Source organism: Streptomyces sp. E11-3, assembly GCF_046540415.1.
Lineage (GTDB): Bacteria > Actinomycetota > Actinomycetes > Streptomycetales > Streptomycetaceae > Streptomyces.
In genome coordinates this window covers 425298-440587 of sequence record NZ_JAZGRL010000001.1, presented here as the reverse complement: position 1 = coordinate 440587, position 15290 = coordinate 425298, and the positions used below count along the sequence as shown (strand labels likewise).

Sequence of the window (15290 nt, the reverse complement as noted above, 5' to 3'; positions counted from 1 at the left end):
CAAGGCGCCGGCCGCCCGAACGCCGAGCCGCGTTCACCGACGAGCGGCCAGCACTGCCGCGAGGCCCTCTTGCAGATCTTTGACGAAATACTCGGGAACCTCCAGCGACGGGAAGTGTCCCCCGTTTTCGGGCGACCTCCATCGGACGATTCGCCGGTACCGCTCCTGTGCCCAGGGGCGCGGACTCTTCTCGATGTCACGGGGATACATCGTGATTGCTGACGGGACGTCGACCCGAAGTTCGGGGTCGAGTGAGTTGTGGCTCTCGTAGTAAATGCGGGCTGCCGATGCGCCGGTCCGCGTCAGCCAATACAGGGTGACGTCGTCAAGAATTCTGTCCAGGGAAATCGTCTCGAACGGGCTGTCTTCGGTGTCCGACCACTCGGCGAACTTGTCGAGGATCCAGGCAAGAAGCCCGACCGGTGAGTCGACGAGCGAGTAGCCGATGGTCTGCGGTCGGGTCGCCTGCTGCTTCGCGTACGCCGCGCGGCGGCGCCAGAAGTCGTGGGTTTCCTCGGTCCACTTGCGCTCGGTCGCCGTCAGCCCGTCCGTTGTCAATCCGGGCGGCGCCTCCGCGAACGTGGTGTGGATGCCGAGAACGTGCGCCGGGAACCTGCCGCCGAGAACCGTGGTGATATTGCCTCCCCAGTCGCCGCCGTGGGCTAGGAACTTGCTGTAGCCGAGCCTTCCCATCAGTTCCACCCATGCGGCCGCGATCTTTTCGGTTCCCCACCCGGTGGTGGCCGGCTTGTCGCTGTAACCAAAACCGGGGAGCGACGGGACCACGACGTGGAACGCCGGCGCGTCCGCATCTTTCGGATCTGCCAGCTCGTCTACTACATCGATGAACTCGGCAATGCTGCCTGGCCAGCCGTGCGTCAAGATCAGAGGAGTGGCATCTGCGCGCGCGGATCGGCGGTGCAGGAAGTGGATTCCCAGACCATCGATGGTCGTGCGGAACTGGCCGATCCGGTTAAGGCGCTCTTCGAACGACCGCCAGTTGTACGCGGTGCGCCAGTAGTTCACGACATCGACGAGGTCGGCGAGCGGAACGCCCTGTTCCCATCGGTGAGGGTCGGGTGCGGCGCGATAGACCGTCTCGGCCTCCGGTAGCCGCGCCGCGGCCAGTCGCGTGCGCAGATCGTCGAGGTCAGCGTCAGTTGCGTGGGCTTCAAATGCTTGTACGTCGCTGGTTGGACGGGGCATGAGACCTCCTGGCCATCGTGAAACCGGCTACGACCTATCGCGAACCGTCTAAGACGGTTCTAGCAGGCCTCCGAGTCACGCTGCAACCGGCTAAGGTGGTTCCATGCATGCTGAGTTCCCTGACTTCCGCCTCGGTAACGTCCTAGCGACCAGCTTCACGGGGACTCTGTCGGAGCGTCATGGCAACGCTGTGGAGCGCATCCCCACGCCGCAACGACTCGTCGACTGGCTGGTCGTGAACGGCCTCGCCGTGGACGCCTGCACCACTGCCCAGCTCGACCTCGCTCGGGAACTGAGGGAGTCGATTCACGCCGCCGCGACAGCGGCCGCGATCCAGGACGCTCTTCCTGCGTCTGCTGTCCAAGTCATCAATGACTGCAGCGCTCAGGGTCGGGCCGCGGCGATCCTGACGCCCGAGGGTAAGCGGCGATGGCGGCTCAGCTCGGCTTCCTGTGTGGAAGACGCACTCGGCGTGATCGCCGCCGACGCGATCAGCGTCATCGCGGGCGAACGAGACGGCAGATTGGCCTTGTGTGCGTCACCGACCTGCCAAGCCGCCTTCTTCGACACCAGCCAAAGTCGCACCCGCAAATGGTGTGACATGAACACGTGCGGAAATCGCCAGAAGAAAGCGCGCTTCCATGCCAACCAGCGCAAAAACCCGAGATCAGCGGAGTGACCGCTCCAGACGACGGCAGCTCCGGCGACGAGCAGACCGGTGTGAGCATCCGCTGCCAGGACACCCCGTCCGTCGGTGTGAAGTTCTGTGATCGGTTCAGCTTCGACGGGGACTCGGTGCACTACGCCGTCGAGGTATGGGCACCAGGGCTGACTGCTCGCGTCGACGAGGTGGTGGCCTGGGTCTGGGACAGCGATCTCGTGTCGTTCCTCGAGGAACTGGCCGCGGACTACCGAGGCTGGGACGGGGAACGGAGCTGGCGGACCAACGACCGGGACCTGGCCGTCTCGGCCGTGTTCCGGTCCGGTGGGCATGTTGGTCTGACCTGGACTCTGCGTCCGTGGCCGAAGGGCTCCGGCGGCTGGAGCGCCTCGGTGACCACGTGGGTGGAGGCCGGGGAGCAGATGTCGACTTTGGCGGCTGACATCCGGCACTTCCTCGCGCTCTCGCAGGGGTGAGCGGCTGGGGCCGCTGACCTCCCCTCGCCCTGGGCGCGCCGGTGGGCCAGTGCGGCGCGCGGGCCAAGGCAGCGCCGCGGACGTCAGATGATGCCGCCGTTGGCGCGGATGACCTGGCCGTTGACCCAGTGGCCGGCCGGGGAGGAGAGGAAGGCGACGACCTCGGCGATGTCGGCGGGGGCGCCGAGCCGTTCCAGCGGGGGCTGGGCGGCCAGGCGGGCCACGGTCTCCTCGTCCTTGCCTTCGAGGAACAGGTCGGTGGCGGTGGGACCGGGGGCGACAGTGTTTACGGTGACGTCCCGGCCGCGCATTTCGCGAGCGAGGATCAGCGTGACCGCCTCCACCGCGCCCTTGCTCGCGCTGTAGGCGCCGTAACCGGGGAAGGCCAGGCCCACCACGGACGTGGAGAACGTGACGATCGCCCCTCCAGGGCGCACCTTCCGGGCGGCCTGCTGGGCGACGACGAAGGTTCCGCGGATGTTGGTGCGGTGCAGCGCGTCCAGCTCGGCCAGGTCCAGGTCGGCGATGGGCGCCAGATGCATGCGGCCGGCGGCGTGGACGACGACGTCGACGCCGCCGTACTCGGACTCGGCGGTGGCGAACAGCTCGGCGACGGCCTGCTCGTCGGCGACGTCGGCCTGCACGGCGACCGCCCGGCCCCCGGTCGCGGTGACGTCCTTGACCGCGGCCTCGGCCAGGTCCCGGTTGCCGGCGTACCCGATCACGACGGCGAACCCGTCGGCCGCCAGCCGGTCCACCGTCTGGCGGCCGATACCGCGGGACGCGCCGGTGACGATCGCGACGCGGGGGTTGTCGGTGGTGTGGTCGGGCGTGGCGTGGCTCTGCTCGGGGTGCGGGAGGGACACGGGGAACTCCTGTGAGGGGTGGGGAACGGGCGTGCCGGGCTCGGTGTCGTCGCCGTGCCCCGCCGTTCCCTCCATGATCGGCCGGTGCTCCGCCGCTAGCCAGGGCTGCGTCCACCCAGGGGTTGGCATCCCCTGGCTCAGCTCGACCGGACGAGTGACCATGGGGAAGTGAACCTTCCCGAACTCGCCGCGTTTCTGAAGTCCCGGCGCGACCGGATCCGGCCGTCCGACGTCGGCCTGCCCACCGGTCCCCGGCGCCGGGTGCCCGGCCTGCGGCGCGAGGAGGTCGCGCAGCTGGCCAGCCTGTCCGCGGACTACTACACCGAGCTGGAACGCGGACGCGGCGCCCAGCCCTCGACCCAGACCCTGGCCGCCCTCGCCCGGGCGCTGCGCCTGCGCGGCGACGAACGCGACCACCTGTTCCACCTCGCCGGCCAGTCCGTCCCCCCGGCGGCGCACGGTCTGACCGCGCACGTCCAGCCGGCCCTGCTCGGCCTGCTGGACCGGCTCACCACCACCCCCGCCCAGGTCATCACCGACCTGCACGAGACCCTCGTCCAGAATGAGCTGGCCGCCGCGCTCGTCGGCCGTCCCCCGACGGTACGCGGCCCGGCGGCGAGCCTCGCCTACCGCTGGTTCACCGACCCCACCGCCCGCGCCCTCTATCCGCCCGAAGACCACCCGCACCACTCCCGGGTCTTCGTCGCCGACCTCCACGCGGTCGCCGCCCGGCACGGCCGCGACAGCGAGGTAGCCCGGATGGTGACCGCGCTACGGCGGCGCAGCCAAGAGTTCGCCACCCTGTGGGACACCCGCGACGTCGCCCTGCGCCGGACCGACCACAAACGCATCGTCCACCCCGCGCTGGGCGTCATCGAGCTGGACTGCCACAGCCTGTTCAGCGAGGACGGACACCAGCGCTTGCTGTGGTTCACGGCCGCGCCCGGCACCGAGGGCGCCGCCCAGTTGGAACTGCTGTCCGTCATCGGCACCGAGAACATGGCAACCAGCGAGAACGACACCCTGAACACCGACTGAAGGGAACGCGTGGGTCCCTCAGTCGTCCCTGCCCGTCAGTGGGAAGTGGCACGCGACCCGATGCCCCGGCCGCAGTTCCACCGGCGCTGGTGTCTCCTGCGCGCACAGCTCGTCCGCGATGGGGCAACGGGTACGGAACCGGCAGCCGCTGGGCGGGGTGAGGGGAGAGGGCAGGTCGCCGGTGAGTAGACCGGCGTCGTCCTTCGCGGCGCGCTCGCCGGGGACGGAGGCCAGCAGGGCTCGTGTGTAGGGGTGGGCCGGTCGCTCGTAGAGCTCGTCGACCGGAGCGTCCTCGCACAGGACTCCCAGGTACATCACCGCCACCCGGTCCGCGAGCTGGCGGACCACGGCCAGGTCGTGCGAGATGAACACCATGGCGAGGCCCTGCTGTTCGCGGATGTCCATCAGCAGGTTGATCACTTGGGCCTGGATGGACACGTCGAGTGCGGAGACCACTTCGTCGCACAGCAGCAGATCGGGTACGCGGGCCAGGGCGCGGGCGATGCTGACGCGCTGGCACTGCCCGCCGGACAGTTCGTGCGGGCGGCGGTCGAGCTGGGTCGGGTGCAGACCGACGAGGTCCGCGAGTTCGGCCACACGGGCGGCGGTCGCCGTGGAGTCGTCGTGTCCGGCCAGGCGCAGTGGGGTCGCGATGATGTCGCGGATGCGGCGGCGAGGGTTGAGGGAGGCGATGGGGTCCTGGAAGACCATGCCGACGCGTTGCCGGTAGGGACGCAGGGCGCGTCCGCGGAGCGCGGCCACGTTCTGCCCGTCGAAGGTGAGCTCACCGCTGATGCCGGGTTCGAGGCGGGCGATCGCCCGGGCGACGGTGGACTTGCCGCATCCGGACTCGCCGACGAGGCCGACCGTCTGCCCGGCCCGTACGGTCAAATCGATCCCGGCGACGGCTTCGAAGGACCGTCTGCCAGTGCGGTAGCGCACCCGCAGATCACGGACCCGCAGCAGGGGCGCTCCGGAATCGGCCTCCACCAGGGGCGGTTGGGCCGTGGCGGTTGGCGTACCGATGGGAACAGGGGCGTTCATGCCGGGCTCCCTTCCTGTGTCACGGTCGGATCCTGGGGATCGGGCACCGGCCCGGCGGCCGAGGGCACCGGCTCGACGGCTGAGGGCACCGGCCCGGCGCCTGAGGCCACCGGCTCGGCGGCCGAGTGCACCGGATACCAGCACGCGGCCGCCTGCGGACTGCCGCTCTCCACCGCGGTGAGCGACGGGCGTTCGGTGTGGCAGTGCTCCCGCACCCCGGGGCAGCGCGCCGCGAAGGCGCATGCATCGGGCGTACGGGTCAGGTCCGGCGGCTGACCGGTGATCGCGGCGAGTCGGCCACCACGGACACCGTGCAGGGTGGGTGCGGCGTCCAGCAGAGCCCGGGTGTACGGCATCCGGGGCGTAGCCAGGACGGTGCCGGTCGGCCCGCGCTCCGCCTGGCGTCCGGCGTACATCACCAGCACGTCGTCGGAGTGGTCCGCCACGACGCCGAGGTCATGGCTGATCAGGATCAGCCCCAGTCCGCGCTCGGCACGGAGTTGGTCGAGCAGGCCGAGTATCTGCGCCTGCACGGTGACGTCCAGGGCGGTGGTCGGCTCGTCCGCGACGATCAGCTCGGGGTCGCAGGACAGGGCCAGGGCGATCATCACGCGCTGCCGCATGCCGCCGGACATCTGCACCGGGTACTGGTCGGCGCGGCGCACGGGGTCCGGGATGCCCACGGCGTCGAGGAGTTCGACCGCCCGGGTCCTGGCGGCTGTGCGGCGCAACCCCAAGTGGCGCCTGAGCGGCAGCGCGAGTTGCCGCCATACCGGGAGTACGGGATTCAACGCGGTCATCGGGTCCTGGAAGACCAAGCCGATACGCCGGCCGCGCAGCCCGCGCAGACCCTTCTCGTCGAGGGCGGTCAGGTCGGTGCCCGCGAAGAACGCCTCGCCGGTGCGCCGGGCGACGGCGGCCTGCGGCAACAGCCCGAGCAGGCTGCGGAACAGCACGCTCTTACCGGAACCGGACTCGCCCACCACCGCGAGTGTCCGGCCGCGGGCCAGGGTCAGGCTCACGCCGTCGACCGCGCGCACGATCCCACGGGGCGCGTGGAGATGGACGGAGTAATCACTGATGGACAGCAGCGGGCCGTCGCCGGAACGGGTGCCGGTGACACCGGGACGGGCACTGGAGGTGCTGCGGGCGTTCGGGGTGCTCGCCGTGTTCATAGCATCGCTCCGCGGATGTCGAGCAGGGATGACAGCCGGTCGCCGATCACGTTGGCGCAGAGCACGACGAGTACGAGCACCAGCGTCGGGGTGAGGCTGACCATGGGGTGGTCGGCCAGGACCTGGCGCCCCTCGGAGATCATTCCGCCCCAGGTCGGGGACGGCGGCGGCACGCTCACCCCGAGGAAGCCGAGCGCCCCTTCGACCATGACCCCGATGCCGAACATGGTGACCGCGTAGGTGACGACGATCGCGGTGACGTTCGGCAGGATCTCCCGCGCCATCAGCTTCGGGGTGGACATGCCCATGGCCCGGCAGGCGAGGACGAACTCCCGTTGCGACAGGCTCATGACGGGGGCCCGTACGACGCGGACGAACCCCGGCACGAAGAGCAGGCCGATCACGAGCGTCACCGACAGCGTCGACGGGCCTACGGCGCCGATCACGGCCAGCGCGAGAACCAGCGCGGGGAACGCGAGCAGCACGTCGGTGGCCCGCATCACCACGGCCTGGGTCCACCCCCTGCCGAGCCCGGCGATCATACCGAGCAGGGTGCCGACGGCGGCCCCGACCGCGGTGGCGCCCACCGCGACGACGAGGCTGACCCGGGCGCCGTACACGGTGCGCGCGAGCACATCGCGGCCCAGGGCGTCGGTGCCGAGCCAGTGGCCGGAGCTGAATCCTGCGGCCAGCGCGTCCGTGTCCACCCGTTCCGGGTCCTGCAGCGGCAGGAGCGGCGCGGTGAGCGCGGCCACCGCGAGCAGCGTGAGGAAGGCGATCGCACACCACGTCCCGGCGCCCGTACCGCGACGCCGTCGGGCCGGTGGCGGCAGGCCCCCGCGGTCCGCTCCTCGGGCACCGGCCGGTTCCGCCGACGGCGCGGTTGCGGTTGCGGTGGCGGCGGCGGGATCGTCAACGGGCATGGCGGATCCTTGGGTCGAGTACGCCGTAGAGGAGGTCCACGGCGAGATTCACGAGCACGTACAGGGCGGCGATCAGCAGCACCACGCCCTGGAGTACCGCGAAGTCCTTGGTCTGCACGGCGGACAGGGCGTACGTGCCAAGACCGGGGATGGCGAAGAGCTGCTCGACGATGACGGCGCCGCCGACCAGGAAGCCGAAGTTCAGGCCCACCAGGGTCACCAGCGGAAGCAGCGACGGACGCAGGGTGTGCCGCGTCAGGATCTCGCGCGGGCACAGCCCTTGGGCCCGCGCGGCGAGCACGTAATCCTGCTGCAGGGTTTCCAGCACCCCCGAGCGCAGCACGCGGTAGTAGACCGCCGCGAGACTCAACGCCAGGGTCACCGCGGGCAGTACGAGGCTGCGCACGGTCTGGGCCGGATCGTCGTGCGGCGGGGTGTAGCCGGTGGCCGGGAACCATCCGAGCTGCACGGCGAAGAGGTAGATGAGGACGATGGCCAGGGCGAACTGCGGGGTCGCCAGCAGCACGGACGACACTGCGTTGGTAGCCCGGTCGGGGGTCCTGCCGCGCCGGTAGGCGGCCCAGACCGCCGCGGGGACGGCGATCACCAGCGCCAGGACCTCGGCGAAGACCACCAGCAGCAGGGACGGCTGCAGCCGGTCGGCGAGCGCGTCGGTGACGCTCTGGCCGGTGGTCGCCGAGGTGCCGAAGTCCCCGTGCAGCACACCGGTGAACCACGTCCAGAACTGCTCGACCACCGGCCGGTCGGCGCCGGTCCGCCGATGGAACTCGGCGATCTGCTCGGCGGTCGCGCTCTGGCCGAGTACCGCGGTGGCCAGATCGCCGGGCAGCAGCCTGCCTATCGCGAACGTGGCCACCGCGACGGCGAGCAGGACGACCACCGCCTGCCCGAGCCTCGCGGCGAGGAAGGACAGGCTCACTTGGTGATCCAGGCGTCGCCGACCACGAACGTGTCGGGGCCGTAGGCGTCGGCGGGCGGCAGATGCACCTTGGCGGACGCGGCGAACATGCCCATCTTGCGGACCACCGGGATGCTGGGCAGGTCCGCCGAGACGTTGGTCATGATCTGACGGGCCAGCAGCAACGCGGCCGCGTCCTCGGAGGCCGCGCCCAGGCGGACGAACAGTTCGTCGTTCTCCTTGCTCGCGTAGCCGCCGAGATTGCGGCTGCCGCCGCTGGTGAACGCCACCTCCATCGCGTCGACCGTGGTGGCCGCGATGAACGCGGGGGAGTAGCTCACGTCGTACTTGCGCTGGAGCACGTCCTGCATGATGCCGACCGCGGTGTTGGTCTTGATGGTGGCCTCGACGCCGACGGCCTTCCACTGCTGTTGGATCAGCTGGGTCGCGGCCATGTAGTTGCCGCCCGCGAGGGTGTTCAGCTCAAGGCGCACCGGTTTGCCGTACGCGGCGAGGAGTTGTCTCGCCTTGGCCGGGTCGTGGTCGGGGACGGCGATGCCCTTCTGCTCCGGATTGTTGTCCAGCAGGAAGGAGAGGCTGGGCTTGGTGTTGCCGCCGTAGGCGGCCTTGTTGACCGCCTCACGGTCGATGGCCATGCTCAGCGCCTTGCGGACCCGGACGTCGTCCAGGCCAGGACGCTTCATGTTGAGGATGATGCCTTCGGGGCCGAGCCCCTCGTTGAGCTGGACGCGCAGCCCCGCGTCCGTGGCCTGCTTCGCCTGGTTCGGGGCGGCGGCGACCATCATGTCGATGGTGCCGGACCGCACCGACTGCACGGCGGTCTGCGAGTCGAGCATGACCTTGAGGACGACCTTGTCCGGGTAGGTCTTGTCGGCGCGCCACGAGGTGTCGTCGCGTACGAGGGTGACGTGGTCGCCGGGGACGATCTCGGTGGCCTTGAAGCCGCCCGTACCCACCGGCTTCTTGCCGAACCCGGCCCCGGCGGCCTTCTTGGCGGTGGGGGAGGGGATGAGACCCGGGATACCGGTGAGCGCCACCTCGGGGAACTTCGCCCACGGGGCGGTCAGGGTGAACACCACCGTGTTCTCGTCCGGCGCGGCGACGCGCTTGACGTTGGTGACGAGTCGCGGCGGGCAGCCCAGGCAGTTCCGCTTGTCCTTGATCTCCTGGTAGTGGGTCACCACGGCGTCGGCGTCGAAGTCGGTTCCGTCGGAGAACTTCACTCCTTTGCGGAGTTTGACCGTGAAGGTCTTGTTCTTGTTGGACGGCGTTGCCGACAGCGCCAGTTCAGGCACCAGACGGCCCTTCCGATCGATGCCGAAGAGCGGGTCCATCACCGCGCGGGCCGCGGTGTAGTCCATGGCGCTGGCGAAGTTGGGCGCGGTCGGGTCCAGGGTCTGGACGTCGAAGGACATGCCGACCCGGAGGGTGCCGCCGCGCTGCGGGGTGCCCGAGGGGCCGTCGGCGCCCCCGCTGCCGCCACCGGAGCCACCGCAGGCGGCCAGCAGCAGAGCGACGGAGCCCGTGGCGGCCGCGTACCGCAGGGCACGTCGGGGCCGGGGGAAGGTGGGACGGTGCATCAGGGCCTCACAGGTGTACTCAAGGGGCTTGGGCTTGGGCAGGGGCTCGGCGCGTGGCCAGGTCAGCGCCCCGACGCCGCCTGCCAGATACGGCGCGAGGCGGCCAACGGGTCCTGGACGACGGTCGGTTCGATATTCCAGAGGCGGGTGAGCGCCTCGTCCGCGGTGAACTGCGGCCAGCCTGGGTCCCCGGTGGCGGCGAAGGACACCCAGGCGGACCGCAGTTGCCTGGACAGCCGCGCGAAGTCCTCGCCGGGCGGCTTCCCGCCGAGCATGAAGTCCGCGATGGGACCGTCCGTGTTGCCGAAGGTCACCGGGACATCCACCAGGTGGCTGGCGCCCAGCACGCCGCCCAGCGCCGGGCTCGGCCAGGTGAAGTCGTACAGGTAGCCGCGCCCGCCCGCTGCCGTGTGCGCCTCGACGAGCCAGGTCGACGGCATCCGGAACAGCGCGTCCGAGAACATCTCGGTATACAGCCGGGCTTCGCTCATCCCTGGACGGGCCGCGCGGTACTGATCCGGTGCGGTGTCGTCCAGGCCCAGACTTTCGGCGACGTCCCGCAGGTTTACCTCACGCATTCGCCCGGGAGGTCGGGAGGCTGACGTCGACCTCCCTTGGCGGAGACGGCCGAGTGCCACACCGGCCAGCATCGGCAGGGCTCTGACCATCGCCGACAGGCTCGGTCTGACCAGCCCTCGCTGCATCGCGAACATGGTGAACTCGTCACGGGTGTATCCGGCGATCAGATCCACCTCACGTGCGGCACCCGACCGCAGGGCCAGCCAGGGCTTGTCCACCACCGTCACACCGTCGATGACGGGGGAGTACGCGGTGATCGCCTCGGGCGTGGACCAGGAGCCGGGATGCGCCTCCATCGCCGCAAGCGGCGCGTCCTGTACGGCGAGCAGCGCCTCGGGAGCCAGGGTGGCGAGCGCCTCGGGCTTGACGCCGAGGGCGGCGGCGAGCAGGTCGGCGATCCGTCGCGCCTCCTCCTGAGGCAGGTAGCGTCCGGCCATGCTCTGCGCGATGGCCCGGTGGAAGAGCCCCTGGGCGGCGGGCGCGGTCAGCAGCGACGCGACCGACGCACCCCCGCCCGACTCGCCGAAGACGGTGACGTTGTCCGGGTCCCCGCCAAAGCGGGCGATGTTCTCGCGTACCCACGTGAGTGCGGCGATCTGGTCCAGGAACCCACGGTTGGCGGGGGCGTCCGGCACGTACCCGAAGCCCTCGAAACCCACCCGGTAGTTGAACGTCACTAGCACGACGCCATCCCGTGCCAGCGTCGCGCCGTCATAGGCCGGGTCGCCGGACCAGCCCGACTTCCAGCCGCCGCCGTAGATCCACACCATGACCGGCAGCCGGTCGCCCTGCCCGCCCGGCGTCCACACATTGACGCTCAGACAGTCCAGGCCGTCCTCGGGCCGCCATGGCGAGGGCGTCCCGGGCGTCAGCGGAAGCTGCGGCGGCGCGACACCGAACGCGTGCGCGGGCCGTATGCCGTCCCAGGGCAGCGGCGGTGCCGGGGCCTGGAAGCGCAACGGGCCCTCAGGCGAGGCGGCGTAGGGGATGCCCTTGAAGGCGACGAGGCCGCTGTGGGCAACGCCCGCTACCGTCCCGCCGGTTGTCCTGACGACAACGCCCATGGTCTTGCTCCCTGCTCAGTGGCTGTCGCGGCAGCCGCAACGGATTCGGATTTCGGATGTCCGGTTTCGGGTGTCTAACCACTGGGCCTCGGACCTCGGACCTCGGGCATCCAAGGCGCCTCAGGGGCGCAGGCCGACCAGGAGCGCCGCGGTCCTGGCGAAGTCGGCGGGCCCGGTGTTCCAGTTGGGAGCGATCGGGGCGATGGACACCTTGTCGGCGATCAGCGCTTCCAGGTCGCCGCCCTTCTTGGCGGGCCGGATGGCCGCGTCGACGGTGACCTTCCAGGTGTCGCCGCCGGTGTGGGTGTACTGGGACCGGATGATCGGCTGGGGGTCCTGGGTGGTGAGGGAGGTGCCGCGGGCGGTGCCGGTGCCGTCGGCGCCGACCACGGGGTGGTTGACGTTCAGGCCCGTGCCGGCGGGCAGCAGGGGCCGTCCGGCCTTCGCCCGGGACCGCAGCCGGTCGATGAGCTTGACCGTGTAGTCGCTGGTCGGCCTCATCGCGGCCAGCGTGGGGCCGGGTTCCGGGGCGGCGAGTGGACCAGTGCTCACGGCGAGCGCGGGCACGCCGTGCTCCAGGGCGGAGACGGCGCCGCCGACCGTCCCGGAGTGGGTGGCCACACCCGCGACGTTGAGTCCGAAGTTGGGGCCGGAGATCACCAGGTCGGGTGCCCGCTCGGCGAAGACCACGGAGAGGCCGAAGCTCACCGCGTCGCCGGGAGTGCCGTCCACGGCCCAGACGTGCGGCTCGGGGTGCTTCGCCGTCAGCGTGGGAGCGTTGGTCACCTTTGTTCCGCTGCCGCTCTGTTGCGTCAGCGGGGCGACGACGGTGACGTCGTGTCCGGCTGCGGTGAGCCGGCGGAACATGGTCTGGATACCGGGTGCGTCGTATCCGTCGTCATTGGTGAGCAGGATGCGCAACGGACCGGTCTGGGCGGCCTGCGCGGAGGCGGCCGCGGGGGCCGTCCCGGCGAGGGCGGGGGTACACAGCAGCAGAGCGGCCAGCGGCAGCGCGCGGGTACGTCTCATCGTGGGCTCCTTGAGGACAGCGGGAGAGAGAGGGAGGAAACGGCGGGCGCACGACCCTCGGCATGCGCCCGCCGGGACGCGGACGTACGGGTCAGCGCACGCCGCGGATCGGGAGGATCGCGAGCGCGCCGATCAGCGAGAGCGCGCCGCCGACCAGGAACAGCGGGGTGTATCCGCCCAGGGCGGTGACGACCGCGGAGGCGACGAACGGGGCGACGATCTGCGGGCCCGCGTTGGCGATGTTGAGTACGCCCATGTCACGGGCGGCGTCCTCCGCACTGGGAAGTACGAGGGTGACCACGGCCGTGTCCACCGCCATGAAGCAGCCGAAGGCCAGGCCGTTGAGCGCGCTGAAGACGAGCATCCCGGTCCAGGTGGGGCTGATGACCGGCACGGCCATGACCAGACCGGCGAGCGCGGCCGAGACGCCGACGAACACCTTGCGCCGGTTCCACCGGTCGGACAGCACTCCGCCCACCACGGTCGAGACGGCCATCGCGAGCATCGACACCGGGGTGAGGATCGCCATCGCCGTGGCCGGCCGCATGCCGTCGGGCAGCGCGATGTGGTCGTCCAGGATGTACAGCTGGTAGCCGATGACGGAGAAGTAGCCGAGCACCATCAGCGCCCGGCCGATGAACGCCCACCGGAAGTCCCGGTGCGACAGCGCCGACAGGAACGCCGCGACCTGCACACCGCGGGGCGCGGCCGGTGCGGGCGCGCGCCGGGGAAGGTCGCGGCAGAAGACGGTCATCAGCAGGGCCGCGCCGGCGACGATCGCGCCGAACAGCAGGTAGCCCGTACGCAGGTCTCGCTCCATCTGGGACCCGAGCAGGACGCCGAGGCTGCCGCCGATCGGCAGCCCGAGCCCCACGAGAGCGGAGGCGGTACCGCGGCGGGCCCGTGGTATCCGGTCGGGCACCACGGCGGTCACCGCGGCCTGGTAGACGTTCATGGTCGCCTGCACCAGACACCAGCCGATACCGACGAGCAGCGCGGTGTGCACGTTGCCCAGGAAGGCGAGCCCCGCCAGCGAGGCGAGCGCACCGCCCAGAATCCAGGGGTTGCGTCGGCCGGTACGGTCCGACAGGGCACCGGCGATCGGGTTGAACGCGGTCGCGAAGACCGAGCTGACGCCGCCCACCACGCCCAGGATGACGACCTTGTTGGCGGGATCGATCGACGCGATGTGGGTGGGCAGCAGGACGGCACCGACCCCCATGTAGACGGCCAGCATGGAGGAGTTGGCCACCAGGAGCAGCAGCATGAGTCCGCGCTGCGTGGGTTCTGTCGCCGTGGTGTGCGGGCGGTTCGGCTGGGCGAGCTCATGGGTGGTCATGACGACCGCCGTGTCTGGGCGTGCGTGGCACGCCCTGTTGGCTGAGGACGGACATGGCGACTCCTCGGGGAGGGAGCGGAGAGGGAGAGGGAGCGGGNGCCGGGGAAGGCGGGGCACGCGGGAGTGGACCGGCCGTGGCTGTTCGGATTCATCGGTCTCCGTAAGGGATCGGCGGGCAACGCTGGTGCGGGGTGCGGGGTGCGGGGTGCGGGGTGCGGGGTGCGGGGTGCTGGGCGCTGGGCGCGAGCCGCAGCCCGGAGATGCCCTCACCTGCGATGTCTGATCAACGCGTGTAACCTAGAGAGGGAGAAAACGGTCGTCGGACCGGCGGAATCGATCAAGGACGTCATGGCCAAAGACCCGACCACTCCGGCGCCGATCACCAGTGCGGACGTGGCCCGCCTGGCGGGGGTGTCCCGCGCCACGGTGTCCTTCGTGCTCAACGGCACCCAGACACACCGGGTCAGCGACACCACCCGTGCCCGTGTGCTGGACGCGGCCCGACAGTTGGGATACGTCCCCCACGCCGCCGCCCGCTCCCTGCGCGCGGGCCGCAGCAACCTGGTGCTGATGCCCACCTCGGTCTCCGCGGTCGGCCGACTGGTCAGCACCTGGGTGGACGACCTGCACAGCGAACTGGAACGGCACGGCTATATCGCGGTGCTGCACGGCGGACGCTTCCCCGACGCGGTGACCGCGGCCCGGGCCTGGGCCGAGCTGCGGCCCGCCGCGGTGCTGGCCATGGACGGCGACCGGTTCACCCCGCAGGCGGCGGACCTGCTGCGCCGCGCCGGCGTGCGCGCGCTCCTCGCCTTCGCCGCCGAGCCTGTTGAGGGCGCCTACACGGTGATCGTCGACCACAGCCGCATCGGCGTCGCGGCCGCCGAGCACCTCATCGCCCGAGGGCGCCGCAGGATCGGAGTGGTCATGCCGCAGGAGCGCGGGCTCGACGCCTTCGCGCAGCCACGCCTGGCCGGGGTCGAGACGGTCGTCGCGCGCCACATGGCCACCGTGACCCCGGTGGACCTCGCGTACACCCGGCAGTCCGTCACCGACCTGGCCCGGCGCTGGCCGAGCCTCGGTCTTGACGCCGTCTTCGCCTACAACGACGAGTACGCCGCCCTGCTGATGCGCGCGCTCCAGGACGAAGGCATCGCCGTACCGGACGACGTGGCCGTGGTCGGTGCGGACGACCTCGTGCCGTCCGCGCTGCTGAATCCTCCGCTCACCACCGTTCGGCTGGACCTGCCGTCGGCCGCGGAGGTCGCCGACACTCTGCACCAGCTGATCGAACACGGATCGGCGCCCGCGCTCCACGGCATGTCGCCGGTCCTCGTCCACCGCGGTTCCTCCTGAGAGCCTGTCTTTGA

The 15290-nt window shown here is 70.7% G+C and carries 14 protein-coding genes; 4 read left to right on the top strand and 10 right to left on the bottom strand.

Annotation, left to right across the window (positions count from 1 at the left end; genetic code table 11):
- Window positions 1–33: 33 nt before the first annotated feature.
- Window positions 34–1206, bottom strand: a complete 1173-nt coding sequence (locus tag U9R90_RS02015) for an epoxide hydrolase family protein (RefSeq protein ID WP_411054611.1) — start codon at window positions 1204–1206, stop codon at window positions 34–36.
- 103 nt (window positions 1207–1309) lie between these two features.
- On the opposite strand from U9R90_RS02015, the gene U9R90_RS02010 reads away from it, so the two are divergent.
- Window positions 1310–1885, top strand: coding sequence for a CGNR zinc finger domain-containing protein (locus tag U9R90_RS02010; RefSeq protein ID WP_411054610.1), 576 nt, complete (start codon window positions 1310–1312; stop codon window positions 1883–1885).
- Window positions 1882–2343 (top strand): DUF6228 family protein, encoded by a 462-nt coding sequence (locus U9R90_RS02005; protein WP_411054609.1) that lies wholly within the window; start codon window positions 1882–1884, stop codon window positions 2341–2343. Before U9R90_RS02010 ends, U9R90_RS02005 begins: the two co-directional genes overlap by 4 nt.
- A gap of 83 nt (window positions 2344–2426) precedes the next feature.
- On the opposite strand, the gene U9R90_RS02000 is transcribed toward U9R90_RS02005, so the two are convergent.
- Window positions 2427–3284 (bottom strand): SDR family oxidoreductase, encoded by an 858-nt coding sequence (locus U9R90_RS02000; RefSeq protein WP_411054608.1) that lies wholly within the window; start codon window positions 3282–3284, stop codon window positions 2427–2429.
- Between the two features lie 93 nt (window positions 3285–3377).
- Between U9R90_RS02000 and U9R90_RS01995 the strand changes: the two genes are divergently transcribed.
- On the top strand, window positions 3378–4247 hold the full coding sequence (locus U9R90_RS01995; protein ID WP_411054607.1) for a helix-turn-helix transcriptional regulator: 870 nt from the start codon (window positions 3378–3380) through the stop codon (window positions 4245–4247).
- A gap of 18 nt (window positions 4248–4265) precedes the next feature.
- Here the strand turns inward: U9R90_RS01995 and U9R90_RS01990 are convergent, their stop codons facing one another.
- From U9R90_RS01990 to U9R90_RS01955, 8 genes are all read right to left on the bottom strand, one after another.
- Entirely contained in the window at window positions 4266–5291 is a 1026-nt protein-coding gene (locus tag U9R90_RS01990; protein WP_411054606.1) for an ABC transporter ATP-binding protein, read from the bottom strand.
- Window positions 5288–6466: an ABC transporter ATP-binding protein gene (locus U9R90_RS01985; protein WP_411054605.1), complete on the bottom strand. Its 1179-nt coding sequence runs from the start codon at window positions 6464–6466 to the stop codon at window positions 5288–5290. Before U9R90_RS01985 ends, U9R90_RS01990 begins: the two co-directional genes overlap by 4 nt.
- Window positions 6463–7389, bottom strand: a complete 927-nt coding sequence (locus U9R90_RS01980; protein WP_411054604.1) for an ABC transporter permease — start codon at window positions 7387–7389, stop codon at window positions 6463–6465. Before U9R90_RS01980 ends, U9R90_RS01985 begins: the two co-directional genes overlap by 4 nt.
- Window positions 7379–8329 (bottom strand): ABC transporter permease, encoded by a 951-nt coding sequence (locus U9R90_RS01975; protein WP_411054603.1) that lies wholly within the window; start codon window positions 8327–8329, stop codon window positions 7379–7381. Before U9R90_RS01975 ends, U9R90_RS01980 begins: the two co-directional genes overlap by 11 nt.
- Entirely contained in the window at window positions 8326–9909 is a 1584-nt protein-coding gene (locus tag U9R90_RS01970; RefSeq protein ID WP_411054602.1) for an ABC transporter substrate-binding protein, read from the bottom strand. Before U9R90_RS01970 ends, U9R90_RS01975 begins: the two co-directional genes overlap by 4 nt.
- A gap of 62 nt (window positions 9910–9971) precedes the next feature.
- A complete protein-coding gene (locus U9R90_RS01965; protein WP_411054601.1) occupies window positions 9972–11552 on the bottom strand; it encodes a carboxylesterase/lipase family protein in 1581 nt (526 codons plus the stop codon).
- 120 nt (window positions 11553–11672) lie between these two features.
- Window positions 11673–12581 carry a 5'/3'-nucleotidase SurE gene (gene surE, locus U9R90_RS01960; protein ID WP_411054600.1) on the bottom strand — a complete coding sequence of 303 codons (909 nt, stop codon included), beginning with the start codon at window positions 12579–12581 and terminating at the stop codon, window positions 11673–11675.
- A 91-nt stretch (window positions 12582–12672) separates the two neighbouring features.
- Window positions 12673–13920, bottom strand: a complete 1248-nt coding sequence (locus tag U9R90_RS01955) for an MFS transporter (RefSeq protein ID WP_411054599.1) — start codon at window positions 13918–13920, stop codon at window positions 12673–12675.
- Between the two features lie 348 nt (window positions 13921–14268).
- Here U9R90_RS01955 and U9R90_RS01950 point away from each other — a divergent pair, with 348 nt between their 5' ends.
- Window positions 14269–15276, top strand: coding sequence for a LacI family DNA-binding transcriptional regulator (locus tag U9R90_RS01950; RefSeq protein ID WP_411054598.1), 1008 nt, complete (start codon window positions 14269–14271; stop codon window positions 15274–15276).
- The last annotated feature ends 14 nt before the right edge of the window (window positions 15277–15290 follow it).